This is a genomic window from Pseudobutyrivibrio xylanivorans, assembly GCF_008935055.1.
Classification (GTDB): Bacteria; Bacillota; Clostridia; order Lachnospirales; family Lachnospiraceae; genus Pseudobutyrivibrio; species Pseudobutyrivibrio xylanivorans_A.
The window spans coordinates 53,517-77,279 of the sequence record NZ_CP043030.1; the positions used below are offsets into that span (position 1 = coordinate 53,517).

Annotated in this window: 31 protein-coding genes and 1 pseudogene; 9 read left to right on the plus strand and 23 right to left on the minus strand. The window is 37.2% G+C overall.

Going from position 1 to position 23,763, the window contains the following annotated elements:
* Positions 1 to 83: 83 nt before the first annotated feature.
* Genes FXF36_RS15965 through FXF36_RS15980 form a run of 4 tightly spaced genes read left to right on the plus strand, consistent with a single transcriptional unit; the run spans position 84 to position 3,934 of the window.
* Complete coding sequence (locus tag FXF36_RS15965) at positions 84 to 1,124, plus strand: iron-siderophore ABC transporter substrate-binding protein (RefSeq protein WP_090166703.1); 1,041 nt, start codon at positions 84 to 86, stop codon at positions 1,122 to 1,124.
* Positions 1,111 to 2,112, plus strand: coding sequence for a FecCD family ABC transporter permease (locus FXF36_RS15970; protein ID WP_243143627.1), 1,002 nt, complete (start codon positions 1,111 to 1,113; stop codon positions 2,110 to 2,112). The genes FXF36_RS15965 and FXF36_RS15970 overlap by 14 nt, the downstream gene beginning before the upstream one ends.
* Positions 2,109 to 3,125, plus strand: coding sequence for a FecCD family ABC transporter permease (locus FXF36_RS15975; protein ID WP_028247883.1), 1,017 nt, complete (start codon positions 2,109 to 2,111; stop codon positions 3,123 to 3,125). Before FXF36_RS15970 ends, FXF36_RS15975 begins: the two co-directional genes overlap by 4 nt.
* Complete coding sequence (locus FXF36_RS15980; RefSeq protein WP_028247884.1) at positions 3,125 to 3,934, plus strand: ABC transporter ATP-binding protein; 810 nt, start codon at positions 3,125 to 3,127, stop codon at positions 3,932 to 3,934. The genes FXF36_RS15975 and FXF36_RS15980 overlap by 1 nt, the downstream gene beginning before the upstream one ends.
* Here the strand turns inward: FXF36_RS15980 and FXF36_RS15985 are convergent.
* Positions 3,897 to 4,919: a helix-turn-helix domain-containing protein gene (locus FXF36_RS15985; protein WP_151626076.1), complete on the minus strand. Its 1,023-nt coding sequence runs from the start codon at positions 4,917 to 4,919 to the stop codon at positions 3,897 to 3,899. The two genes, FXF36_RS15980 and FXF36_RS15985, sit on opposite strands and share 38 nt — an antisense overlap.
* 136 nt (positions 4,920 to 5,055) lie before the next feature.
* Here FXF36_RS15985 and FXF36_RS15990 point away from each other — a divergent pair, with 136 nt between their 5' ends.
* Positions 5,056 to 5,454 (plus strand): hypothetical protein, encoded by a 399-nt coding sequence (locus tag FXF36_RS15990; protein WP_151626078.1) that lies wholly within the window; start codon positions 5,056 to 5,058, stop codon positions 5,452 to 5,454.
* A 78-nt stretch (positions 5,455 to 5,532) separates the two neighbouring features.
* Here the strand turns inward: FXF36_RS15990 and FXF36_RS15995 are convergent, their stop codons facing one another.
* Positions 5,533 to 5,979, minus strand: coding sequence for a MerR family transcriptional regulator (locus FXF36_RS15995; RefSeq protein ID WP_151626138.1), 447 nt, complete (start codon positions 5,977 to 5,979; stop codon positions 5,533 to 5,535).
* Positions 5,980 to 6,128: 149 nt separating this feature from the next.
* Between FXF36_RS15995 and FXF36_RS16000 the strand changes: the two genes are divergently transcribed.
* Positions 6,129 to 7,889, plus strand: coding sequence for a 1-deoxy-D-xylulose-5-phosphate synthase (locus FXF36_RS16000; RefSeq protein ID WP_151626080.1), 1,761 nt, complete (start codon positions 6,129 to 6,131; stop codon positions 7,887 to 7,889).
* Between the two features lie 478 nt (positions 7,890 to 8,367).
* Complete coding sequence (locus tag FXF36_RS16005; RefSeq protein WP_151626082.1) at positions 8,368 to 8,721, plus strand: hypothetical protein; 354 nt, start codon at positions 8,368 to 8,370, stop codon at positions 8,719 to 8,721.
* Between the two features lie 213 nt (positions 8,722 to 8,934).
* On the opposite strand, the gene FXF36_RS16010 is transcribed toward FXF36_RS16005, so the two are convergent.
* The 13 genes and pseudogenes from FXF36_RS16010 to FXF36_RS16065 all read right to left on the minus strand — a co-directional run bounded on the left by FXF36_RS16010 (position 8,935) and on the right by FXF36_RS16065 (position 16,084).
* Positions 8,935 to 10,179, minus strand: coding sequence for an IS256 family transposase (locus FXF36_RS16010; protein WP_151622744.1), 1,245 nt, complete (start codon positions 10,177 to 10,179; stop codon positions 8,935 to 8,937).
* 105 nt (positions 10,180 to 10,284) lie between these two features.
* Positions 10,285 to 11,592 (minus strand): ATP-binding protein, encoded by a 1,308-nt coding sequence (locus tag FXF36_RS16015; RefSeq protein WP_151626084.1) that lies wholly within the window; start codon positions 11,590 to 11,592, stop codon positions 10,285 to 10,287.
* A gap of 288 nt (positions 11,593 to 11,880) precedes the next feature.
* Positions 11,881 to 12,156 carry a hypothetical protein gene (locus FXF36_RS16020; RefSeq protein ID WP_151626086.1) on the minus strand — a complete coding sequence of 92 codons (276 nt, stop codon included), beginning with the start codon at positions 12,154 to 12,156 and terminating at the stop codon, positions 11,881 to 11,883.
* 89 nt (positions 12,157 to 12,245) lie between these two features.
* The gene (locus tag FXF36_RS16025) at positions 12,246 to 12,725 is read right to left on the minus strand and encodes a hypothetical protein (RefSeq protein ID WP_151626088.1); all 480 of its coding nucleotides are present in this window, start codon (positions 12,723 to 12,725) and stop codon (positions 12,246 to 12,248) included.
* A gap of 72 nt (positions 12,726 to 12,797) precedes the next feature.
* A pseudogene (locus tag FXF36_RS16970) lies at positions 12,798 to 12,925 on the minus strand (transglutaminase); the annotation flags it as partial.
* Positions 12,926 to 12,974: 49 nt separating this feature from the next.
* Positions 12,975 to 13,478 (minus strand): GNAT family N-acetyltransferase, encoded by a 504-nt coding sequence (locus FXF36_RS16035; protein ID WP_151626090.1) that lies wholly within the window; start codon positions 13,476 to 13,478, stop codon positions 12,975 to 12,977.
* A gap of 29 nt (positions 13,479 to 13,507) precedes the next feature.
* Positions 13,508 to 13,894 (minus strand): hypothetical protein, encoded by a 387-nt coding sequence (locus FXF36_RS16040; protein ID WP_151626092.1) that lies wholly within the window; start codon positions 13,892 to 13,894, stop codon positions 13,508 to 13,510.
* Complete coding sequence (locus FXF36_RS17050) at positions 13,894 to 14,166, minus strand: HNH endonuclease (protein ID WP_151626094.1); 273 nt, start codon at positions 14,164 to 14,166, stop codon at positions 13,894 to 13,896. The genes FXF36_RS16040 and FXF36_RS17050 overlap by 1 nt, the downstream gene beginning before the upstream one ends.
* Entirely contained in the window at positions 14,129 to 14,530 is a 402-nt protein-coding gene (locus tag FXF36_RS16050) for a DUF4186 domain-containing protein (RefSeq protein ID WP_151626096.1), read from the minus strand. The genes FXF36_RS17050 and FXF36_RS16050 overlap by 38 nt, the downstream gene beginning before the upstream one ends.
* Before the next feature lie 2 nt (positions 14,531 to 14,532).
* Positions 14,533 to 14,709, minus strand: coding sequence for a hypothetical protein (locus FXF36_RS16440; RefSeq protein ID WP_167511450.1), 177 nt, complete (start codon positions 14,707 to 14,709; stop codon positions 14,533 to 14,535).
* 275 nt (positions 14,710 to 14,984) lie between these two features.
* Positions 14,985 to 15,425 carry a GNAT family N-acetyltransferase gene (locus FXF36_RS16055; RefSeq protein WP_151626098.1) on the minus strand — a complete coding sequence of 147 codons (441 nt, stop codon included), beginning with the start codon at positions 15,423 to 15,425 and terminating at the stop codon, positions 14,985 to 14,987.
* Between the two features lie 46 nt (positions 15,426 to 15,471).
* Entirely contained in the window at positions 15,472 to 15,885 is a 414-nt protein-coding gene (locus tag FXF36_RS16060) for an EamA family transporter (RefSeq protein WP_151626100.1), read from the minus strand.
* Between the two features lie 19 nt (positions 15,886 to 15,904).
* Positions 15,905 to 16,084, minus strand: a complete 180-nt coding sequence (locus FXF36_RS16065) for a hypothetical protein (RefSeq protein WP_151626102.1) — start codon at positions 16,082 to 16,084, stop codon at positions 15,905 to 15,907.
* Between the two features lie 254 nt (positions 16,085 to 16,338).
* On the opposite strand from FXF36_RS16065, the gene FXF36_RS16070 reads away from it, so the two are divergent.
* Both FXF36_RS16070 and FXF36_RS16445 read left to right on the plus strand, forming a co-directional pair.
* The gene (locus FXF36_RS16070; protein WP_151622149.1) at positions 16,339 to 17,784 is read left to right on the plus strand and encodes a DDE-type integrase/transposase/recombinase; all 1,446 of its coding nucleotides are present in this window, start codon (positions 16,339 to 16,341) and stop codon (positions 17,782 to 17,784) included.
* Positions 17,785 to 17,928 (plus strand): hypothetical protein, encoded by a 144-nt coding sequence (locus tag FXF36_RS16445; RefSeq protein WP_155829907.1) that lies wholly within the window; start codon positions 17,785 to 17,787, stop codon positions 17,926 to 17,928. It begins immediately after the preceding gene.
* Positions 17,929 to 18,621: 693 nt separating this feature from the next.
* Here FXF36_RS16445 and FXF36_RS16075 read toward each other — a convergent pair.
* The 8 genes from FXF36_RS16075 to FXF36_RS16110 form a co-directional block, all read right to left on the minus strand.
* Complete coding sequence (locus tag FXF36_RS16075; protein ID WP_151626104.1) at positions 18,622 to 18,981, minus strand: helix-turn-helix transcriptional regulator; 360 nt, start codon at positions 18,979 to 18,981, stop codon at positions 18,622 to 18,624.
* A gap of 15 nt (positions 18,982 to 18,996) precedes the next feature.
* Positions 18,997 to 19,233 (minus strand): hypothetical protein, encoded by a 237-nt coding sequence (locus FXF36_RS16080; RefSeq protein WP_151626106.1) that lies wholly within the window; start codon positions 19,231 to 19,233, stop codon positions 18,997 to 18,999.
* Positions 19,234 to 19,470: 237 nt separating this feature from the next.
* Positions 19,471 to 20,412 (minus strand): DUF6788 family protein, encoded by a 942-nt coding sequence (locus FXF36_RS16085; protein ID WP_151626108.1) that lies wholly within the window; start codon positions 20,410 to 20,412, stop codon positions 19,471 to 19,473.
* A gap of 481 nt (positions 20,413 to 20,893) precedes the next feature.
* On the minus strand, positions 20,894 to 21,637 hold the full coding sequence (locus tag FXF36_RS16090) for a CPBP family intramembrane glutamic endopeptidase (protein ID WP_151626109.1): 744 nt from the start codon (positions 21,635 to 21,637) through the stop codon (positions 20,894 to 20,896).
* A gap of 299 nt (positions 21,638 to 21,936) precedes the next feature.
* The gene (locus FXF36_RS16100) at positions 21,937 to 22,695 is read right to left on the minus strand and encodes a carboxymuconolactone decarboxylase family protein (protein WP_151626111.1); all 759 of its coding nucleotides are present in this window, start codon (positions 22,693 to 22,695) and stop codon (positions 21,937 to 21,939) included.
* Positions 22,696 to 22,741: 46 nt separating this feature from the next.
* Complete coding sequence (locus tag FXF36_RS16775) at positions 22,742 to 22,870, minus strand: hypothetical protein (RefSeq protein WP_263008666.1); 129 nt, start codon at positions 22,868 to 22,870, stop codon at positions 22,742 to 22,744.
* A gap of 5 nt (positions 22,871 to 22,875) precedes the next feature.
* Positions 22,876 to 23,208 (minus strand): putative quinol monooxygenase, encoded by a 333-nt coding sequence (locus FXF36_RS16105; protein ID WP_330583236.1) that lies wholly within the window; start codon positions 23,206 to 23,208, stop codon positions 22,876 to 22,878.
* 10 nt (positions 23,209 to 23,218) lie between these two features.
* A complete protein-coding gene (locus FXF36_RS16110) occupies positions 23,219 to 23,761 on the minus strand; it encodes a flavin reductase family protein (RefSeq protein WP_151626113.1) in 543 nt (180 codons plus the stop codon).
* Positions 23,762 to 23,763 lie beyond the last annotated feature (2 nt).

Here is a 23,763-nt window from a genome sequence, read left to right on the forward strand (position 1 = left end):
TGACTAACTTCCTATGGTAAATTTCTTTCACATTGTTAGATGAGTCTAACTTTAGATAGATAAGATATGGAGGATTAATTTTAATGAAAAAACCATTACTAGCTTTATTGTTATCTACTTCGATTTTTGCATCATTTATTGGTTGCGGTTCTACATCACAGAAAGCAGAAACAGCTACTTCTGAGACAACAGCAGAAGCTGATACTCAGTTTCCACTTACTATTAAACACGCTTTTGGTGAGACAGTTATTGAAAGTAAGCCTGAACGAATTGTAAACCTTGGATGGGCTAATCAAGATACAACACTTGCACTTGGTGTAGTTCCAGTTGGTGTGTCTGCAGCAAATTATGGTCTTATGACTGAAAATAAACTTCATCCTTGGACTGATGATGCTTTCAAAAATTTAGGTGAAACTTCTCCAAATGTTTTCAATGATGAAACTGGTTGGGATTACGAAGCCATTGCTGCCTGTGAACCAGATGTTATTATTGCTTCTTACTCTGGATTCACCGAAGAGGAATATAATCTTCTTTCTGAAATCGCTCCTGTTGTTCCTTTCTTGGAAGTTGCATGGAAGACAAACTGGCGTGAACAAACTATTACAAACGCTACTGCAATGGGACTTAAAGAAGATGGTGAAAAGCTTGTAGAACAGACTGATGCATTGATTGCAGAAAAGCTTGCTGACTACCCTGACCTTGAAGGAAAAACTGCTGGTTACTTCTGGATATCACAAGATGATATGAGTACATTTTATGCATATCTTCCAAATGACCCACGAGCTTCTTATCTTAATGATTTAGGCTTGGCTACTCCAGAAAGCATTCTTTCTTTGGCAGAGACTTCTGATGATTTCTCGGTAACTATTTCACGAGAAAAAACAGATATGTTAAATGACGTAGATATTATGGTTGTGTATGGTGATAAAGGACTTTTGGAAGCACTTCAGGCCGACCCACTTATGAGCCAGATTCCTGCTGTAAAAAATGGTGCAGTTGTATTAATTGATTCAACAACAGCCTTGGCAGCAGCAACAACTCCATCAATTCTCTCTATACCATATGCAGTTGATGATTATCTTAAAGTATTAAATGAGGCAGCACAAAAAATTGAAGCAAAATAATAAGATTAAAACAATAACTTTAATAGGAATATTATTACTGTTTATATCAGTTATCTTGTCAATAACCTACGGAGCAAAATCCGTAGGTTTATCTGATGTTATAGATGCATTACTTGGCAGAAATCTTGAAGACTACAATGTGAATGTAGTTCAGGCACGACTACCTCGCACACTCTTTGGAATTATAGCTGGTGCGTCTCTTAGCATTTCTGGTGTATTGATGCAGTCTATTACCAGAAACCCAATAGCTGATCCAAGTATACTCGGGGTTAACACTGGTGCCTCCCTTTTTATAGTATTTGGAATATCATTTTTTAATATTCAATCCAAGCTATCATATATTGGACTTGCCTTTGTAGGGGCGCTCCTCACTTCCATATTTGTGTATCGTCTGGCAAGTCTTGGTTATAGTGGGGCCACGCCAATTAAGCTTGCTATTTCTGGGGCAGCTATTAGCACCGCTCTATCCAGTCTTATAAGCATAATTGTTATGCCAGATTCCAGTGTAATGACATCCTTCAGATTTTGGCAGATAGGCAGTATTGGCGGCACATCTACTGATGACATCTTATTGCTTCTCCCATTCACTGTTTTGGCTATCGTGGTGAGTTTTCTTCTATCAGACAATCTGGACACAATGCTTCTTTCAGAAGAAACTGCAATAGCTCTAGGACTAAACATTGGTCGTACTAGAATTTTGGCAGCTCTTTGTGGCGTATTATTATGTGCTTGCACCACAGCACTAGCAGGACCAATTAGCTTTATCGGTCTTATGATTCCTCATCTTATCCGCTCTTCTATTGGATCCATCCACAAACCACTTATTATTCTAAGTGGAATATATGGTGGTGCTATTCTTATTATCTCAGATGTGCTTGGACGAATCCTTGGCGCTCCAGGTGAATTGGAGTCTGGAATAATGACAGCACTTATTGGAGCTCCAGTATTTATTTACATTATTAGAAAGGCGAAGCTTCAGAGCTTATGATAAAAAACGAAATCATTTTTCACGGAATAAAAAAAAGACAGAAACACTACCATATTGCAATCTTTATAATGTTTGTTATCCTTGCAATACTTGTTTGTCTCAATGTTACAATTGGCGAGAAAAACTATACTCTTGCCGAAGTAGTAAGCATCATTTTAAATGGTGAAAACAACTATATCATAATGAAGCTTAGGTTACCTCGAACTATAGCAGGTATTTTTTGCGGAATTGCCTTTGCCATTGCAGGAAACACATTTCAGACCCTTCTTGGCAATCCACTGGCAAGCCCTGATATTATCGGAGTTTCCTCTGGATCAACAGTAGCTGCAGTTTTCTGTATTTTATTTTTGAATCTAAACAGAGGGATTGTCTCTATCATCTCCGTTGTTGCCGGATTACTTGCAGCGTTTACAATCTACAAGCTATCCTGTAAAAATGGATTTTCTAACAGCAGGCTTATTCTCACAGGTATTGGGGCCCAGGCATTCTTTACAGCCCTTATAAACTGGATGGTAATGCGAGCTGCAGAATATGATGTTCCAACAGCCATGAGATGGATGGCAGGCAATCTCAACGGAATCACAACAGATACACTACCTCTCCTTGTGATTGTGGTAATCCTTGCTTTTGCGATAATGATTTATTGTAATCAAAGTATCCGGTCTCTGGAATTAGGCGAACGATATGCCACAATCCTAGGAGTAAATGTTAGTGTAGTTAGAACACTCCTCATGTTTTGCTCTGTTGTGTTGATTGCATTTGCTACCTCAATCTCTGGTCCAATTGCTTCAATTGCTTTTTTATCTGGACCAATTGCGACCCGTATATGTTCAAACAACCAAACCAACTACACGTCCTCAGCATTAATTGGAGCAATTCTTGTAATAGCAGGAGACTTTATTGGACAAAATCTTCTTCCAACTAGATATCCAGTTGGAATTGTTACTGGACTTCTAGGAGCTCCATACCTTGTATATCTTCTAATCAGACAAAATAAAGGAGGCGTAATTTAGTGAAAGCCCATTCTCTTAAAGCTGAAAATTTGGTTGCCGGATATGGCGACGATATCATATTAAACTCTGTGAATATGAAAATTCCAGAAAATAAAATCAGTGTCATTCTCGGTTCAAATGGAAGTGGCAAGTCTACTATGCTTAAAACCTTCTGCAGACTTTTGGCTCCAAAATCCGGCTCGATTCTCCTAGACGACAAGTCTATCAATTGCATTAGAAGCAAGGACATTGCCAAGTCCATAGGATTACTTCCACAGGATTCTATAGCACCAGCTGGAATCTCTGTAGCTGAGCTTGTTGCCAGAGGACGCTTCCCTTACAGGAAATTTATGGCACCTCTTACAAAAGAAGATTACATCGCAATTGAGGAAGCTATGGAAGCAATGAATATATGTATGCTTGCAGACAAAAGTGTAGATGAATTATCAGGCGGGCAACGTCAACGTGTCTTTATTGCCCTAGCACTTGCCCAACAGACAGATATCCTGTTTTTAGACGAACCTACAACTTACCTAGACATTGCTTACCAAATAGAAATACTTGATCTTTTAAAGGATTTAAACAAAAAGAAAAAGACCACCATTGTGATGGTCTTGCATGATATAAATCTTTCCAGCAAATATGCTGATTATATTTTCGCCATGAAAAATGGTCATCTTATCAAAGAAGGCGAACCAGCTGATATTATTACCCCTGAAACTATCAGGGAAATCTATGGACTTGAAAGTGTTGTTGTGACAGACCCTGTCTCCAACAGTCCTATGATTATCCCTATAAGCTCTCACGATGAGATTTCTGGAGTTTCTTAAAGGCTCCTGGGGATAAACCACACCATTTTTTAAATGCATTATAGAAAGCAGTTTGGCTATGATAGCCGACTGCTTTTGATATTTCTTCAACGGTATCCGAATCGTTTAAAATGAGCCATGCCGCTCTACTCATCCTAATATTATTTTGAAAATCCCAAATAGTCTGTTTGTAATAATCTAAAAAACCATACTTCAGCTTTTGCTCACTTATACCCACTTCCTGCGCCAACATGGGAATAGTTTTAAATTCATATGCCGAAGACATAATTATCTCATGAACCTGATTTATCTTGCGCAAATCTTCTGAATTAATCTTTATGTCTCTGGCCCCAGCTTTGATAGTGCGCAGGCTTTTATCCCCTTCTGCGCTGAAAAGCTTTCGTGATGGTGGACTAAGAAGTAGTTCTACAAGCTCCACAGCCGCTGCCTGGGCTATATGCTCTGTCATAATCCTATTTTGCATATACCCTTCCAGTTTGGACAAAACGGCAGTAATCTCTGGTATCAAGATTGTATATTTGGTGTTAATTCTAAAAAAATTAAACTCGGAAATGCTCCTGCCAATAGAAGGTAAAAGACTATTCACCAAATAATCGTAGTTAATAGAAAATTCTATTCCTTTAAAATGTTGCTTTGCCCTCCATGCACCTATTCCTCTATCCATTTTTTCTAAGGACATAAATGACGATGGAATTGACTGAGCTATTATATCCCCATCTTTAACAGAATACGTCACTCCTGCATAAATAATTCCAAAATGCAAAAACTGAGTGTCATACTGATATTCAATAGAAAAATCATCCTCTATTAAATAGTCACCAATCCCGCATTGGATTGTATCAGGATTTCCATAGCTTACTATCGTTCCCAATGAATCGTTTTTATAGATTGTAAAGCCATCTTCCTCGTTCACATATTTAATCCTTGCGAGCTTATGAAACAACTTCTGATATTCAGTTGATGAATGTGCGATTTCACTTTTCATGTAAATAATTTTACATCAAAACAAATGAACTTAGAATAATTGAATAAATTTTTTATCGGTGTGACATTAGTGTGACAATCAATCTGCTATCCTGTTTTCAGATAATAAATAACAGCTTTTTAGCAAAGGAGAAAAAATGAAAAAGGGAATCATGAAAAAGGTATTGGCAACAACTTTCGCAACAGCACTTGTAATTGGAACATTTAGCGGATGTGGCAAGGAGACAGCAAGCATTGCTGACGATGCAACACCAACAAGCAGTGCAATTGACGCAAAAACTGTTTTTACTAAGGGTGTTTATGTAACTTATCCAGAAGGTACATTCCCTGGCACAGAGGATGTAAAAGGCTATTGGGTTTCAGTAGGACCAGAAGAGGGCGGCTCAGGCGCATACGTAACAGCAATTGCCAGAGATTACATGGATGGCGCACTTATTTTTGAATTAGATGGACATAACGGAGGAGATGAAGCAATGGATAATCAGGTTGCAGGAGTTTTTTCAGATATGATAAATTCAGTGGAGTTTGCTAACTAAACATTTTCATTTTTACTCTTCTTTTTTGAGGCATGTCATTTTTGACATGTCTCATTTTTTCTATAGGCAATATTACAATTAGGCTGTGTGTCCGCTTCCGTTGTCATAAAGCTTTTGAATCTCAGGTGGAAGATTGTCAGGAAGCATGGCTTTGATTCCATCTTCATTTCCATCTTTAATAGCAGTTTCATAGTACCAGCATTTGTATTTAAGCATATCTAGAGTTTTTTGAAGTTGCGCAATTTCAGCTTCTACAGCGGCACGCCTTGTTTCAAAGAGCTTCTTTCTAGCTTCGTAGGTTTCAGCTCCCTTTGTAGTCATTTCCATGAATTGCTTGATTTCTTTAATTTCTAGGCCAGAACATTTTAGACATTCGATTATATGTAATGCTGAAATTTCTGCATCTGAAAACTTTCTTATTCCAGACTGGCGCTCCATATTAGGAAAGAAACCTTCCTTATCGTAGTAGCGCAAAGTTGAAATAGGGATATTAAACATTTCTGAAACTTGGCCAATTGTATACATCATAAGACCTCCAAAACCTTGTACTAAAAAAATACTTTAATTACGTGGATTTTAGCATGATATAAATTAATGTGCAAGAAAAGCTTGACCTAAAGTTAACTTTAGGTGCTAGTATTCATTTCATATCAAATAGAAAGGAAGTAAAAACTATGTATGAAATATTAAAAAATATAGATTCACCCGCTGATGTAAAGAAACTGTCAGCTGATGACTTAGAGAATCTAGCAGGAGAAATGCGTGAGGCACTTTTTAATAGGCTCACAAAGATTGGAGGTCACTTTGGACCAAACTTTGGAATGGTTGAGGCCACAATCGCTCTTCATTACGTATTCGATTCACCAAAGGACAAATTTGTATTTGATGTATCTCATCAAAGCTATCCGCATAAGCTTTTGACTGGAAGAAGAAATGGATATATTGATGATGCACGATTTACAGAGGATTCTGGCTACACTAATCCGGAGGAAAGTGAGCATGATTTCTTTAACATTGGACATACATCCACATCAATTGCACTTGCAGCAGGTCTTGCAAAGGCTAGAGACCTTAAGAAAGATAAGGAAAACATTATCGCTATTATAGGTGATGGTTCACTTTCAGGCGGTGAGGCAATGGAAGCATTGAATGTTGCCGGTGAGATGAACACAAACTTCATAATTATCGTTAATGATAATGAGATGGCTATTGCTGAAACTCACGGTGGAATGTATAAAAATCTTGCAGAATTACGTGAATCAAATGGCATGGCTGAAAACAATATTTTCAAGGCATATGGTTTAGATTACATTTATGAAGAAAATGGAAATGATATCCAGTCTATGATTGCTTTATTTGAAAAGGTAAAGGATATCAATCATCCAATCGTACTTCATATTCATACAAAGAAGGGCTTGGGCTATGCACTTGCGGAAGAAAATAAAGAAGCATGGCATTGGACTCTCCCATTTGATAGAGAAACAGGCAAGCCTACCATTAGCTTTGGAGATGGTGAAAGCTACACAGATATCACCATTAAATACATTATTGATAAGGCCAAAGCTGATAAGGACTTTTTAGTTATTACTCCATCTATGCCAGGAGCCATCGGTCTTACACCGGAAGTAAGAGCTGAGCTTGGAGAACAGTATTTAGATGTAGGAATTGCCGAGGAAGCAGCAGTTGCTATTGCATCTGGAGTTGCAAAGAACGGAGCAAAGCCACTTGTTGTCACAAACATGACATTTATGCAAAGAGCTTATGATCAAATCTCCCAGGATGTATGTATCAACAACAATCCTGTAACTATGCTCTTAAACTATTCATCATTTGATGGGCTTACAGATGTAACTCACCTAGGAATCTTTGGCTTGGCAGCATTTACAAATATTCCAAACCTTGTAGTGCTTGCTCCTTCATCTGCAGAAGAATATAGCAATATGCTAGCTTGGTCTGTAGATCAAAATGAGCATCCAGTAATGATTCTAGTTCCAGGAAATCAGGTTACACATAGAGCAGCAGACGCAAGCTATTCTACAATTGATAAATATAAAGTAGAGCTTAGCGGAGAGAAAGTTGCCATTCTTGCCTTAGGAGATTTCTATCAGCGCGGAGAAGCACTTGCTGATACAATCAAATCTGAAATGGGATTCACTCCAACATTAATCAATCCTAGATTTGCATCTGGCGTTGATAAGGAATTGCTTGAAAAACTCAAATCAAACCATCAGGTTATTGTCACACTTGAAGATGGCATAGTAGAAGGTGGCTTTGGTCAAAAAATTGCTTCATTCTATGGTTCTTCAGATACGAAGGTTTTAAACTATGGACTCGATAAGGAATTCTACGATAGATATAATCCAGAAGATTTGATTAAGAGTGTAGGAATGTCTACAGAACAGATAGTAGAGGATATAAAGAATATAATAAAGTAGGTTCCGTCATTGGCCAGCTATAATCAAGCTTATAGCTGGCTTTTAGTTTATTTACAGGCGCCACAGCAAAGTTGTTAAATCATTGTATTGTTTATAATAATATGGTTCTTTAATGGGAAAGGACTTCTAGTTTGGGGTTGGGTTATTGCCGCTACCTTGGAGTTGATTACAGGAGAGACTTTGAAATTTTTTCTGTAAATATGGAACTTCTATGATAATTTAGATTTATGATGGATGTGGTCAGATTGGTCACATCCTTTTTTAGACTATACAGTTCTGTGTACCGTAAGTCAATAAAAATTTGGATTTTGAATGTGTGATGAAGTATTATCATTAGCATAAGCAATTGATAACATGGGATTTATGAAGTAAATTTTATTGAAAGATAACGTTCCATCTAAGCTAAATTTTTTCGTCTTTTATGACGATATAACAGATAAGAAGAAGTGTGTTATGAATTTGTCAAGGAGGATGGCTTATGCGTATTCTGACAAATATATCAAAAGCTGAATTGGATCAGCTAGCTAATCAACCTACAGCCAAGGCTATGATTGAAAAGGTGAAAACAGAAGGTATATATATTCCAGAAGGAGATTCTCAGGGCGCTGCTGAGTTTATTGCGATGCGTAATCAGCAAAAACAAGATGCTTCGCTACAGATTTCCGACGAAGGAATGGAAGCTTTAAAGAAGATGAGCGAAGAAAACGAAAAGAAAGTCAAAGAGGGAAATTCTCAAGAAGAACAGATTAAAGAACAAATTGAAAAATTGAGAAAAGAATTGGCAGAAATAAAAGCTAAACAGGCTGGCTCTGAAAGGCAAAGAAAGCATTAGCGAGTAAGGCGAATGCTATATCTCAGCAGATTTCTACGTTGAGTATGCAACTGATTCAAGTACAGAAAGCCTCTGGCGATTCAAATACCCTATAAGAAAAGGGAAAGAAACCTATGAGGTGACTTTCTTCTTGTGAGTTATATTATAAGTTAATTGAACAAATTCCAGTTTACACAAATAACCTCTATCCCGTGTGAGATAGAGGTTTTATTTTTAGTCTGAAAGTCTGCCAGGATACATGATAGAAAGCTCGCCTCGAACCTTACCCCAGTTTCTGATTGGCATTGTCCATTTTTTGGTGGCTTCGAAAGTCGCCAGATATAAAGCTTTTATCAGAGCTTGCGAGCTTGGGAAAACGCTCCTCTGCTTGTTCAATCTTCGGTAGCATGAATTTAGACTTTCTATGGCATTTGTTGTGTAGAATGCAGTTCTAACATCCATAGAGAATTTGAAAATTGGAGTAATGACATCCCAGTTATCATGCCAGCGATTCATAGCATGTGGATACAGCGACTCCCATTTCTTGGTCACTTCATCTAAACGCTTGAGAGCTGTCTTTTCATCAGGTGCTGTGTAGATTGTCTTAAGGTCTTTAGCAAAAGCCTTCATGTCCTTGTTAGCGACATACTTAAGGGTATTTCTGACCATGTGAACAATACAACGCTGATGCTCTGTGTTAGGGAAAGCAGCTTGGATAGCTTCTTTTAAACCAGCAAGACCATCAGAGCAAAGAATTAGGATATCCTGAACTCCACGGTTCTTAAGGCTGTTCAAAACACCAAGCCAATATTTACTACTTTCATTTTCGCCAACCTCGATGGAAAGAACTTCCTTCATCCCATCTTCATTGATTCCAAGAACAACATAAGCTGCAAGCTTGCTTACAATTCCATCATTGCGTACTGAAAAATGGATAGCATCAATGAAAATGATTGGATAAACAGCTGATAAAGGACGATTCTGCCAATCCTCAATCTGTGGCATTAGTTTGTCCGTGATATCAGAAACTAAGCCTTCGCTGATTTCAAATCCATAGATTGATTCAATCATTTCAGAAATCTGAGTAGTAGTCATTCCCTTGGCATACATAGCAATGACCTGTTCTTCGATGCCAGAGATGTCTTTCTGTCTTTTCTTCACGATAGCAGGTTCAAATGTGCTGTTTCTATCCTGTGGTACATCTACCTCAAACTCACCATATTTACTTCTTACAGTCTTAGACTTTGTACCATTGCGGTAATTAGGTTCTTCATCACGAGCATACTTCTCATAGCCTAGATGCTCATTCATCTCAGATTCGAGCATAGATTGAATTGTTCCTGAAAGAAGATCCTTGAGGGCATCCTGAATGTCCTCTGCTGTATGGATATCATACTCGTTAAGTAGTCCTTGGATTACAGCCTTCTTTCCTTCGGTCATTGGTTTTGCCTTATAAACGTCGCGTCTCTTGTTTGCCATAAAAAATGGGCCTCCTTGATATTTAAAAATTTTATCATAGAAGACCCATGTCTTATATTAAATTTACAGAGATTTTTTCAAAGCCTCTTACAGGAATCTATCAATTTATACAAATGCTGCCATGTATAATGGTAGAGTCACTAGTCCGTTGTCACTCACCCCTACGTTGCCATCAATAAATTTATACGCAAAATTAATATCATCATATTTTTTTAATACTGATTTAATTGAATTTGCGTTTGCTTTTCCGCCCTTAACTTCTATAGGAATAACCTGACCATCTTTTTGAATAATCACATCCAGTTCCTTTTTTGTGGTTTCATTTTTGTAAAAGTACAGTGTATATCCTTTTTTATGCAATGCATCTGCTACAGCACATTCATATATTCCACCTTTGGTATTACCTTCAAGTGTATTTTCTACTATGTGTTGCTTAAGCGAAAAATCCTTCATTGCAACCAGTAACGATAAATCAGTTGTGTAAGCTCTAAAGAAATCATTTCGGGCATAGTCATCCAGATCATATCTTATATCTGTTACAATCCTGCTTAAATGTACCATATCTGCTCTAAGCAACCAATCGATACTATTATAGTATTTCTGCGCCCTAGCGCCCTTTTCAATCTCTTTATATTGAAACTTATGATTTTCTTTATCAAGCAGCTGCTTACCTAACGTGAGATAACACTTTTCTGCTTTTACTTTTTCTTCAGCAGTTGCGTAATGAGCAATATCATATAAATAGCCTTGAAGAAGACTTCTTTGGATAGTGTCAACTTCTCTATAATCCTTTGTATCCAAATACTTTTGAACTGCTTCAGGCATTCCTCCAGTAGCAATATATTGCCTATAATAGCTAAACATCTGATCATTAATTGCTTTAGGAACAGGCTGCTTCTTATCAAGGCATGCCTTTAGAGAATCAATCATCTCCTCAGTAATCCCTATTCCCCAGAGGAATTCTTCGAAATCCAAACCATACATTCTCTGATAATCAACATAGCCTACTGGATATGATGATGCACGTTTATAATCAATTCCGAGAAGCGAACCTGATACTATAACATCGTATCTATTATCAACTGCCCAAAACTTTAATGCAGTAATGGCTTCTTCGCATTCCTGAATCTCATCAAGAAATATTAGTGTTTTACCAGGAATAATCTTTTTTTCTGGGAAACGAAAGCGAAGTGCCATAACCATATTATCAACGGTTAAATCTCCCTCAAATATTGTCTTTGCGGAAGGCATTTCCTTAAAATTTATTTCAACTACTTCCTCATAATTATCTTCTGCAAATCTCTCAATAATATATGTTTTTCCAGTCTGGCGGGCACCTTGAACAACCAGACATTTTTTATCCTTGTGTTCCACCCAATATTTTAGTTGGCCTGTTGCTTTTCTTCTTAGCATAAAATGCACCCCTTATCAACATTTTAGAACAATATAATTGTGCTTAAATCAACATTTTAGAAAGTTAAAATGTATATTTCATCAACATTTTGGTATATTATATCATTTGTTACGCTAAAAATCCACCAGCCTCACATAAAATTGAATTCTTTAAAAAATAACATTTATCGTGTTGATTTAACCCAATTGATGGCTAGATTTTGGTCGGATCTTAATGACCTTACTGACAATCCATTATCATATGATGATGTTATTACTACTATGACTACTCAAAAGGAAACAATTACACTAATCCATACCTATGGTGAAAAAATAGAATAACAGAAAAGAAGCTGGAACATGATTTATGTAGCCAGCTTCCTTTAGCCATGTTTTTGTCATCATTCTGGCTCCACGCTGATTGCAGAAATCAAATGCTATTACACCACCTGAAAATTGTTTTGCCATCTTTTGTAATATAGCTTTCACATTCTCAGTCTTGAAATAATAGAAAACCCCTGACGCAAAAAATACTGCGCCTTCGGAACCATCTATTAGATTCATCCACGAATCATCATTTCCCATGCAAGATTATATTGTCTTTGCGCTACTTCTAGCGCTCCAAAGATACCTACTGTACTCTCCATAGAAGCCCTAATATTTCTTACTGTTATCTAGCCAAACAAAAGCCATGATAATAAAGCTGCTAACGCTGGATATAATATGACAGTAAGTACAATCTTCTTAATCCAAGTTTCTTTATGAATGTACGGCATTAGATCTTCTGTACCTGGGATGAGCCATGCTTTTGTGTGACCAACCCAGTACCAGTCAATAAAACATCTATCGAAGATGCCACAAACCATATACATGATTAATAGTTGAATGAAACCGTCTGCAAAGGCATTAGTATGGTTAATATAAATCATCATCAATGGAGCTACTATCACCAATGCTGCCATTAATACAATTGCTGACCATAGCAGATTCCTTTTTATTTGTTTTTCAGTGATTAGCCCCATTTCTGTCACGCGTTCTTGAACCGGTTTTTCATAGTAATGAACACCGCCAACCGGACCATTTTGAATGTTAATAACGCAGACCATTAGCAATGCAAAACAAAGTACAATACCTTCAATAATTGATAGAAACATAATCTCCTCTCCTAGAAAAAAAATGAAATTATTGATTTCTTATTGTTCTTACATTATGATTCATTAAGTGCCTTCCAAGTAGACCTCAACCCAACTATGAAAAACATTCTTTGGAGCTCTTTTATAGACAAAACCAGTCATAGCACCTTTTGTAACTTTTTGTCTATGGTAAATCCATGAACTCGACAAGGAATCGTGTTTCTCTCAAGTACTGTTCCATTATGTCCTCCACAGATTGATAATCATGATTTATCTAGTTAGTTTCTTTTCAAATCGAAAGAACAAATCTTTACCATCATCTCCTTCAGGAGCATTTGGATCAATGTGCTTTGGATTGTAAAACTCTACTGCTGAAAAACCGCATCTGTTGATATAAAAATGCAGATTCCTAGTATCAAAATATGGAGTGCAGGTTTCCCAAAGTATAACGTCTGGATGTTTTGATTCTATAGCATTCCAAATCTGCTGGCCAACTCCCTTACTTTGGATGCCGCTTTTCACATACAAGAAATCTAAGTGTCCATGAGTTCCATTAATAACAACAATGGCTCCACCTACAAGCTTTCCATCAACAATTGCCTTATATGCGATGGAACCCTTAGTATTCAAAGATTTATCAATATGTGACTCTGGTAGTATTTCCTCTTCCAGGTTTTCTTCCCATTCTGCAGCCCCTAGTTGAAATGCTTCCTGCATATCATGTTTAAATACAGGAAAATCTGCCTCGTCTAATAGTAATAGTTGAAAACTCATGTGTATTTCCTTCTTCTCTAAATTCAAATTTAATCAGCTCTTCGTTTTTCGATTTGATTTTTAACGAGTTTTATTAAAGACCCAAAAATCATTCCAACCAATGCCGCAACAAAAGAAAACGCACCCATTTGCCAATAATCCCAAATTTTAAAGTCTTTAGACATTATTGCCACAAGAACAATTCCAGGACAAGCACAAGCAATAACTATTAGCCATTTAAAAACAGAAGTCAGTCTATAGCCATACCATAAGGATAAAATAAAAGAACATATTGGTAGCGCTAATACAAAACCAATATAAGCTACAACTATTCCTGCACCTGTGTCTTGGGGTGCATAAGTTAGAAAAGCAATACAAAAAAATATAACTAAAGCAAGCATTATCACTAAAGGCCAGTGATTTTTTAAAAAGTTCATTATAAAAGACTCCTTTGATATTCTTCTATTTGTTTTCTAGTTTCAGGCGTAAGATAATGCATATCAATTATCCTAGAGCCTTTTCTTTTATTACAAGTCTTACATAGTGGGACGAGATTTCTAAAATCATCGGTGCCACCGTGATATTTAGGAAGAAAGTGATCTATGGTTTGTTTGTTCTTAGGAATTTTTTTGCCACATATGGCGCAAATTCCATCGGTTTTCTTCCAAACCTCAGTCTTTAGATTCCTCTTCTTCTCTCTTCTCCCCATTAGACTCTAATTCCTTCTCAATCCAGGTCATGATTACATCTACAAGATAATCCTGTTGATTTTGGCTTAGTTCTCTGCCTGGCTTAATCTTATGCCATTTACGGATACATTCTCTGCAGCAAGTAGCCGTTGCATGTTGGGCTATAAATACAGGATGTCCTTTAGTTGGAGTTTGTTTTCCATCATTTGGAATTACTGCAGGAGCTTCACGCTTTGCTATGAAGTCTTTTGCATGCTCTTTGATGGTATCTAACCCTCTTTCATTTATGTAATCAATATCTTTTTGTTTTAGTTTGAAGCTAGTCCTAAATTTAGAATGACCCAGCCGTTCAAACAGCTGGGCGTACCACTCTTCTTTATTCATAATTATAGTTCAAATTCTACGTGAGTTGTATTATCTACAAATGGTATGACTACACTTTGAACCCCAGGGATTTGACCGTTAAGCTCCTCAAGTCTGGTCTTCATGTTCTCCTTAATAGTGCCAAGATTTGGGCCAAAACACTTATCTTGTAAGGTCCAAATAATGATGTGTTTTACCATTTTGATATTACTCTCTTCCTTTAATTCTCTAATGGATTTAGTTTAGCACTTCTTAACAATACTTGGAAGCTTGCTGTATAATGTCACTATATAATTGTTGACGTAAATGGGAGGAGTTAGGAATGGCTAGATATGTGGTATTCGATGTCGAAACACCAAATAGATACAACAATCGGATGAGTCCTTGCGACCATCAGTTATTCCCATGATAAAAAACATAACTTATTCTTCCTTTAATAAATCTTTTCTATTTTTTTCTTGAAGAACATATAAGATTAGCTCTCCCTTTCCATTTTTACGTGAGGGATTCCATCTTCCATAAATACGTCAGATACAACTTTAAAACCTTCCTTAGCATAGTAGCCTATAGCATACTCCTGCGCTTCAAGATAAATCTTCTTTGCATTTAGTTTTTCAACTGCTACTTCAACACCTTTATGAAGTAGCTTGCCACCAAGACCCTTGCCATGCTCTAGAGTTACTACTCTTCCTATCTGAGCTATACCTTCTTTTTCATCTTTCCAAAAGACTCTAAGACAGGCTGCTACTCTATTATTTTCATTCCAACAGAAAACATGAAAAGCATCCTGATCTCTATCATCTAAATCTGGATAAATGCATTCCTGTTCTGTGACAAAAATTTCGAATCTTGTTTTCAAAATCTCGTAAAGTTCTGTGGTTGAAAGTTCGTTGAAGTGTTTAACTATTAATTCCATTATTTTTCCCTTTAGTTTAGCGGTTTTATTATCTGAAAGGATATTTTTATATAACCATTACAAGTGTGCCAGCTCCTATAAGAGCACAACCAATAATGGATTTTACAGTAAAATCCTCATGTAAAAATATAAAAGCCAATACTATAGTTATAACTACGCTTAGCTTGTCAATTGGAACAACTTTAGAAGCTTCTCCCATCTGCAGGGCTTTGTAATAACATAACCAGGATGCACCCGTGGCAAGACCTGATAGTATCAAAAATATCCAACTCTTCTTACTGATTGAAAAGATACCTGTCTGGGTGTTGGTTATGAACACCATAGCCCAAGCCATAGCAACTACTACAACAGTTCTTAATGCTGTAGCCAAATTTGAATTAACCCCTTCAATTCCTATCTTTGCAAGGATAGATGTTAGTGCTGCAAACACTGCTGAAAGTAACGCAAATACGAACCACATACTATACCCCCTCTACTATTTAAGAGCAGTTAATGCTCATGCTTGTAGAATTACCTGCTGGCACTTCATTGTCTTTATGGTTGTTGTAAATCTCAGCTATTTCTTCCTTTGAAAAGTCTGGAAAACAAGCGTAGAGGGTTTCTAGTTCCATTCCTGTGCTTACAAAGTTTTCTACTGTCATTTGGTCTTTTTTATTCATCTCTATATCTCCTCTACCACTCAATTTCTTCAGGAAAATCTAAATCAGGGTCATGTACTTCGTGAATAGAGCAACCATATGCTTCAAAATCATAATAATCCCCCTGTACATTTATCGGTAGTGTCAAATTCACTACCCATTTTTAGTTCTAAAACCTTGATTTATCGGGAGTTCAAAATAAAAAGAGCATTGACCTCCCTTTTTGGTATAATGTCAACGACCAAATCAACATCTCCGAAAAGGACTCAATGCTCATGAACATTATACTTTATTTACTTGAAATCATCCACCAACTCTATCAACAGAATTGCTGGCTTATTAACTTCATCTGCAGATATATACCGCTCAAACAGTGGGCTTTCGATGACTCACATTCTCCCAAATATCAAAAGTTCAAAGTGGATGAACTTCCTAAGATTGTCTATTATCATCAGGACTGGGACTGGAAGGACCTTAACAACTACTATACTCAGCGCTATGGCAAACCCGTTAAACCAATCAAAAGACGTTCAGAATGCGATATCCCGGAGGAATGTTCTTGTCCATCATGTCATGCACCACAGCCATATCTCTACAAGAACAATGGTAAAGCTGGACAGCTCATGTGTAAGATCTGCCAGACTACTTTTACGCCTGAGGACAATCGCTTTGATAAACAGTTATCTTTAAAATGTCCTCACTGCCAGCATACTCTTGTACGTATAAAAGACCGTAAGCACTTCGCCATCCATAAGTGTGTTAATCCCAAATGTCCTTACTATCTCAGCAACCTTAAAAAAGTCGATAAAGAGGATCTATCCGAAGAGAATGGCAAGTATAAATACAAGCTTCACTACATCTATCGCGAATTCTCGATAGATTTTTTTAAGATGGATCTGAACTCTCTTCCAAAGAATGCATCCTCACTTAAATTCAGCAAGCACAACGCCCACATCATGTCCCTGTGCCTTACGTTCCATGTCAATCTCGGACTGTCTTTGAGAAAAACAAGACAGGCATTATCTGATTTGTATGGGATATCTATATCTCATCAGCAGGTTGCTAACTACTGTAAGACAGCTGCCATCTGTATAAAACCTTTTGTTGACAATTACCCTTATGAGAAAGGCAATGTCTTTGCTGCGGATGAAACGTACATAAAGGTGCGCGGCATCAAAGGTTATGTCTGGCTTATTCTGAATGCTGCTACCAGAGCCATCATCGGTTATCAGGTATCTGACAACCGTGGCGTAGGTCCATGCATCCTTGCAATGAGAATGGCATTCAAAGGTATGTCTGAGCTTCCCAAAAATTTCAAGTTTATCGCTGATGGGTATAGTGCGTATCCGCTTGCAGCCCAACAGTTCTTTAGGCAGTTCGGTGACAGATTCAAGTTTGAGATCACACAGGTCATCGGTCTCCAGAACAACGATGAAGTGTCCAAAGAATACCGCCCTTTTAAACAGATGATTGAGCGTCTTAACCGCACCTATAAGGCATCTTATCGAATCACTAATGGGTTTGATAACTACGATGGCGCTAACTATGATCTGACTTTGTGGGTTGCCTACTATAACTTCCTGAGGCCTCATAAGTTCAATGACTTCAAACCACCAGTAGTTGATGACATACTATCCAAAGCTGAGAACATGCCTGCCAAGTGGCAGCTCATGATTTACTTTGGTCAGCAAAAAATCATGGAACTTCAGGCAGCCAGCTGATTGTTCTTAGATTCTGAGCCTGAGGTAATAACCCAGCCACCGCTTCAGCGGCTTGCCCTTGATGGCACAAAAAATAACTGCTACACTGCTGAAATCGACGGAGAAAATCTAATTGTTCTTGAGTTCTTCGCCGTCGGTGATTAACCTACAGCAGTTATTTTTTGTGCTGTCAAGGGTGGCGTCAGGTTACCACAACCTACATATCTACATTTTCAAGGTTCAATCTGAGCCTATTTTTTTGACCCAGTTTTTTCATAGATCATTTGACACTATCCATTTATCCCCACTAGATGCTCAGTTGGCTGCATTGTAATCATTATCTTATCTCCCAATTTTTCGTAAATAGTTATTATAATTCTAACAGTTTTAGTTGGCATAAGATAGAAAAACAGCCCAGAGCCTAAAACAGATTTCTGAGCTGCTTTCCATAAATAATATGAGGCCTCAAAAATCTATCTAATTTTCCCTCTTTCCGAGAATAGTTTTTTATGGAATTACAAGTTTTGTCCAAATCTCATATTTTTATCGACTTTTGGACCTTTAGATAAAAATAGTCCCAGGGAGAGGTAAAGAGCCCTGGAGCTTTTGGTATTAGAAAATATTAACTTATAAACAAAGAAAGGTACGTCCTGCTGACTTTTTATAGGACAGCTGACTAGGCAACATATTCGTAGTATTCATCTTCTGTAGCAAAGAGCTCGTATTCACCGTCAACTAATCCCATATAACCTTCTGAAACAACGTATCCTTTCATAAAAATACCTCCATAAGCTCCCATACATCAACTTTAACTGTGTATAGGATAACCTATGGGGGTGTCCATATTTAAAGACTTCTTTAAGATGCGTTCTTCTTATAGTATCCGTGCTGTTCTGCTTCAAGATTTACAAGCTCTTTAGCTCTTACTAGAAGCAAGTGGCGATTGTCTTCACTGAGGGAATCGAAGTACTCATTTAATTTCTTCCTCTGGACATCCTTATCTCTTCCAGCATATCCAAAGCCTAGAAGTTCTTCCTTGCGGCAGTGAAGGGCAACGCAAAGACCTTCAATAATCTCAGGTGTTGGCATTGTGCGTCCAGATTCCCATGTGGATACTGTTACGTAAGAAACACCAAACATCTTACCAAGCTGAGCTTGGGTAAGACCTGCATTATTACGATAGAATTTTATGTTGTTACCGATACTCTTCTTATTCATATCTATAATCTCCTATTAGAGCATGCTGCATCTAGAAAGAATTTCTTCCTTTGATGGCACGTCTAATCCCTCTGTAAGCTTTTCCACTTTTGACTTGAATTGGTTCAGGGAAATGTTATTGGTTTCATACTCCTTAAGCAGAGTATTCTTCTTAGATAGCTTATACTCTACTTCTTCGGATGAGAGCATTCCCCAAGTATCTAATTGCAGTAATTTCAAATCGAAATCCTTACAAATTCTTTTGAACTCCATAATCTCGTCCCCCTTTATAGTGTGTATTATACACTTTCGGAGGTAGAGTTCAATGGTGGGGACTTAAGGTTATGGTACCATTCCCAGCAGCTGCGCAGTTCTGCCCTCTCCCAGACCAAGCGCTTCGCTTACAAGGATTGATTATAATCGACGTGACGAAGCAATAATGTCGAAAAGATGAGCCATTATATCTATGCATCTTTTGGTTATACCTGTTTAATTACAATCTGAATTTGTTTATTTCATCTTTTTCCAACAGTATTCCTTTAGGAAATCACTAATTTCACTTATGTCTGCACTTTCATAGAAAGCAACCAGTTTCTTTTTAAACTCTGGGACATAATTTTCCGGGATGACAATTAAGCCCAAGCCATGACTTATCATATAGTGATTAGCAAATATTACTGAAGCTCGCTTATTTCCATCCACAAATATCTGAGTTCTCATGCAATACATACATAATTCAATAGCAATATCTAACGGATTCATACCACTTTTAAGGATATCATTTATTCTTTCAATTACCTGTGATTCTATTGGTAATGGCGGTACATATTTAGTTCCACCACTAGAAACTGGTACTCCTCTAATTCTTCCACCATCATGGAAAAATCCTTCATTTACAAGTTTCGCTATATGACACAATAAATAGTAATTACTATCAGCCTGAATCACGTCATTATCAAGAATAAATTCCCACGCATGCTTTAAATTAAGAATTTTTTGTACATCGTCAGCTGTCATACCATTAACTGTACCATTCTCAATAATCTCTTCCGTCTGCGGAAATGTTGTGGCAACACCTTCCAATACCGCCTGATCATATATGTTGAACTTCATTTTTGCTCGTGCAAAATCAAGATTTGAAATCACTTCATGTGAAAGTTCATTCTGTGTATACCCATTTGCCGCTAGTTCTTTATCAACTCTTCGAATCAGCTTCTTGAGCTCTCTAGCTTCTTTTGTATTGCGAAGCAATAACTGATACAAAGCATCTGAATAAATATCTACATATGTGGAAGTTAATTTTCCATTTACTCTTTTTCGAATATACAGATATTTTCCACTGCTGTTTTCCTTCACTTCAGGCGAGCCATCGTAAGGAATCAAATTCAATCGTGCCTGGTAATCAGCTCGTTCCTGCAACAACTTTTGGATTACATTAAAATTACTCTCCATTTAAAAATCTCCTTTAGGGAACTTTATATATCAAAATAGTAACAAAAAGTTCCCTAAAGCACAACATGTTTTAGGGAACTTTTTTGATTCTGATATGGTTATAAAGTTCCCTATAGTTAATTCTACAATCCTTAATAAAACATATTATAGAAAAATGGTCACAGAACTGTTTTTCAAAAATATGTCCTTGGTATAGCATCTGGAATATAACCTCAACACATGTTTTAAAATTCTCCATCAACAATACAGTCCTTATAATAAGGACAGATCATGCAGCACTGACCACATGACCTTTTAGCTATCCTCTTTTTCTTTTGTAACCGTTAAGAAAATGGCTGCAAAGATTACTCCTTGCAGCCTTAAATATTTTAGCGGGTAAGCTTAGCTTGAACCCGCAGTGTCGAGTTTAGGCCTCCACATTGTGGAGGAAATTTGAGGAATTGATCATCGGCAATGTCCTCCTTTCCTATTCTCGATTCAATTATAGCTTTTTATCACTAATGTAAGCAATTCTTATTGCCATGATTATAATCAATAATTTGCTCACATAGCCTAGATAATCAACCCCTCCAATTGCTAACGGCGATAATACATTTATTAAAGAATGAGTCATCACACATAGCCATAGATTCTTTGTTTTTACATAAAGTGCTGAAAGTATAAAGCTGTTTGTTAATAACCCAATAAGAAAAGGCACTACACTTACATCAGCAATTGTTCCTTCTATATAAAAGTATAAGAAATGCCATATACTCCATGACACAAAAGTTATTAGCGTTGAATAAATGTAATTAAGCTTCTCTTGTAATGCTGGCTGATAGAAATATCTCCACCCAATCTCTTCAAGTCCACCAAATGCTATGTGTTTTACAAACATCATTAATGGAATATACCAAGAATTAATTATAAATTCACCGCCTAATATCACTGGTAGAAAATCTATAAAGAGGAACAATAGAACTAACAGATAATCCTTATAGCTTTGCTTGAATTTGAAAAAATCAGCCACGATTGTTTTAAAAGTTATTTTTCTATATTTTAAAGAAACTATTATTCCCCATAAAGCTGATGATATGCCGCCTATAACAATAGCTATCATGCCTAATGGAGAAATATAGTCTATGGTAAACCCGATATTCCTAAGCAGGTACACAACTAGACATACAAATGCAATCTGGCCTATAGCTCCTGCGATATATATGGATATAGCTTTAGTTCTTTTCATAAGTCGCCCCTTCGTAAGTTATAATTCAGAAGTAAGGAATTATTTACATATATTTTTTATCTACTAAATTTCAAGCACCATACACTCATCAGATGCTTTGAATCCCAGCTTTTTATACAGTAATCTACCTTCGTCCGTAGCATCTAGACTTATTTCGGTAACATGTTTTTCTCATTATAAGTATTTAGAGTAAGAATTGAAACAGTTCTTTATAGTAAAAAAGACCTTTCAAGATTCCATAGTCTCTTGAAAGGCCTTTACTTTTTAGTTACTTTTGTCTTTCTGTAAATTCATGCCAGTTACTGGATTTTAAGATAATCCTCTTCTGCCACCGACTCACACCACTCATTACTTGTCTCCTCGCCTTCTATCTCAATGGCAAGATGTGAGAACCATGAGTCAGCAGCTGCACCATGCCAATGCTTTACATTTGCAGGAATATTAACTACGTCTCCAGGGTGAAGTTCTCTGGCTTCCTTCCCCTCTTCCTGGTAAAATCCTCTGCCTCCTACACAGATAAGCATCTGACCTCCGCCACTCTTTGCATGATGTATGTGCCAATGATTTCTACATCCAGGCTCAAAAGTTACATTGAAAATAGGAATCTGCTCTGTAGAAACTGGTGCAAGATAGCTCTGTCCATCAAAGTACTGAGCATAAGCATCATTGGGATTTCCAATAGGAAAGAATATAGTATTCTGATAACGATCTTTATCGGTAATCTCAGCGACAGGCTCATTATATACTTCTTTTGCCAGGCTAAATACCGCCCACGCCTTTGGCCATCCCGCATAGAAAGCCACATGTGTGATAATAGCAGCCATCTCCTTTTGTGATACACCATGATTTTTTGCATTCATAATGTGATATTTGAGACTGCTGTCAGTGATTCCCTGAGACACTAATGCCACAACTGTAATAATACTGCGTGCCTTAACATCAATATCCTGATTATTCCAGTCCTCTCCAAATAAAACGTCATCATTAAAATGCGCAAAGTCTGGGGCGAATTCTCCAAGCTGTTCTCTTCCTGCTGTCTGTACTATCTTTTCTCTCATGTTCCTCACTCCTTCTAATCAAGCTCTAATCCTGATATCCAATTTTTTATCTCATCTTCTGTGGCACTTCCACTAAATCTGTTTCCAGATAGCCAATGAAAATGGTAGAATAATCCTTCTCAATATCCACCTGAATATCTTCATATTCAGGTCTTACATCTGGGTCATTTGGCACCTCTCTTATTTTCTTATAAAATCAGCGTCCTTGTTTGGCATGCTTTTATCAGATACGTATCTTTCCACCGTCATATGAAGATCATATTTTTCCCGAAGGTCCATTATTGTTTGCATCATAGGTGAAGCATGATGGACATCAATAGACTCCTGATTTTCCCAACTATCTATCAAAAGGATTGTCTCAGGGTCATCGAATGACTGATAATACTCATACCTGAGATTTCCTGCCTCATTTCGTATTTTTTCAACAGTTCCGCTTTTTGTCATTTCCTCTGCAAATCTTTTTGCAGCACCATCTGTTCCTTTATAACGTAAATTGACTGTAATGCTCATCATAAACCTCCAATCACAGATTCATCTTTGCACAGTTACCAACTTTTTCACCTGTTACAAAATATTCATAAGTAGGGAACTCAAAGAGCACAGGCTTAAATACGTGATAATTAATCTTACCTGCCTCGTTTAAGACAGATTCATCTGCGTAAGTAGCAAGAATCTTTCCGATGAAATTATCAAAATTCTCAAGTTCGTAGTTATAATCCATCTCACACTCAATGGATACCTTTGCATCGTCAATAAGTGGGGCACCATTTTCTCCAACGGTATATTTAAATGCATCCGACTTATCTTCCTTATTTCCTGAGATGACTCCCATTCTGTCAGCTTCCTTAAGCCAAGATTCGTCTACCACATTTACTGAAAACATTTTGTTCTCACGGATACCCTTATTTGTGTAGTGTGCCTGAACCATGGAAACCATAAGGTGACTATGTGCCACTGTTCCAGCATGTGCTACAAGTGTCCAATTAGGTTTGCCATCAACCATTGCTCCTACAACGATTACAGGTGATGGATATAATGCAAGTGTTGCTCCAATATTCTTCTTCATTT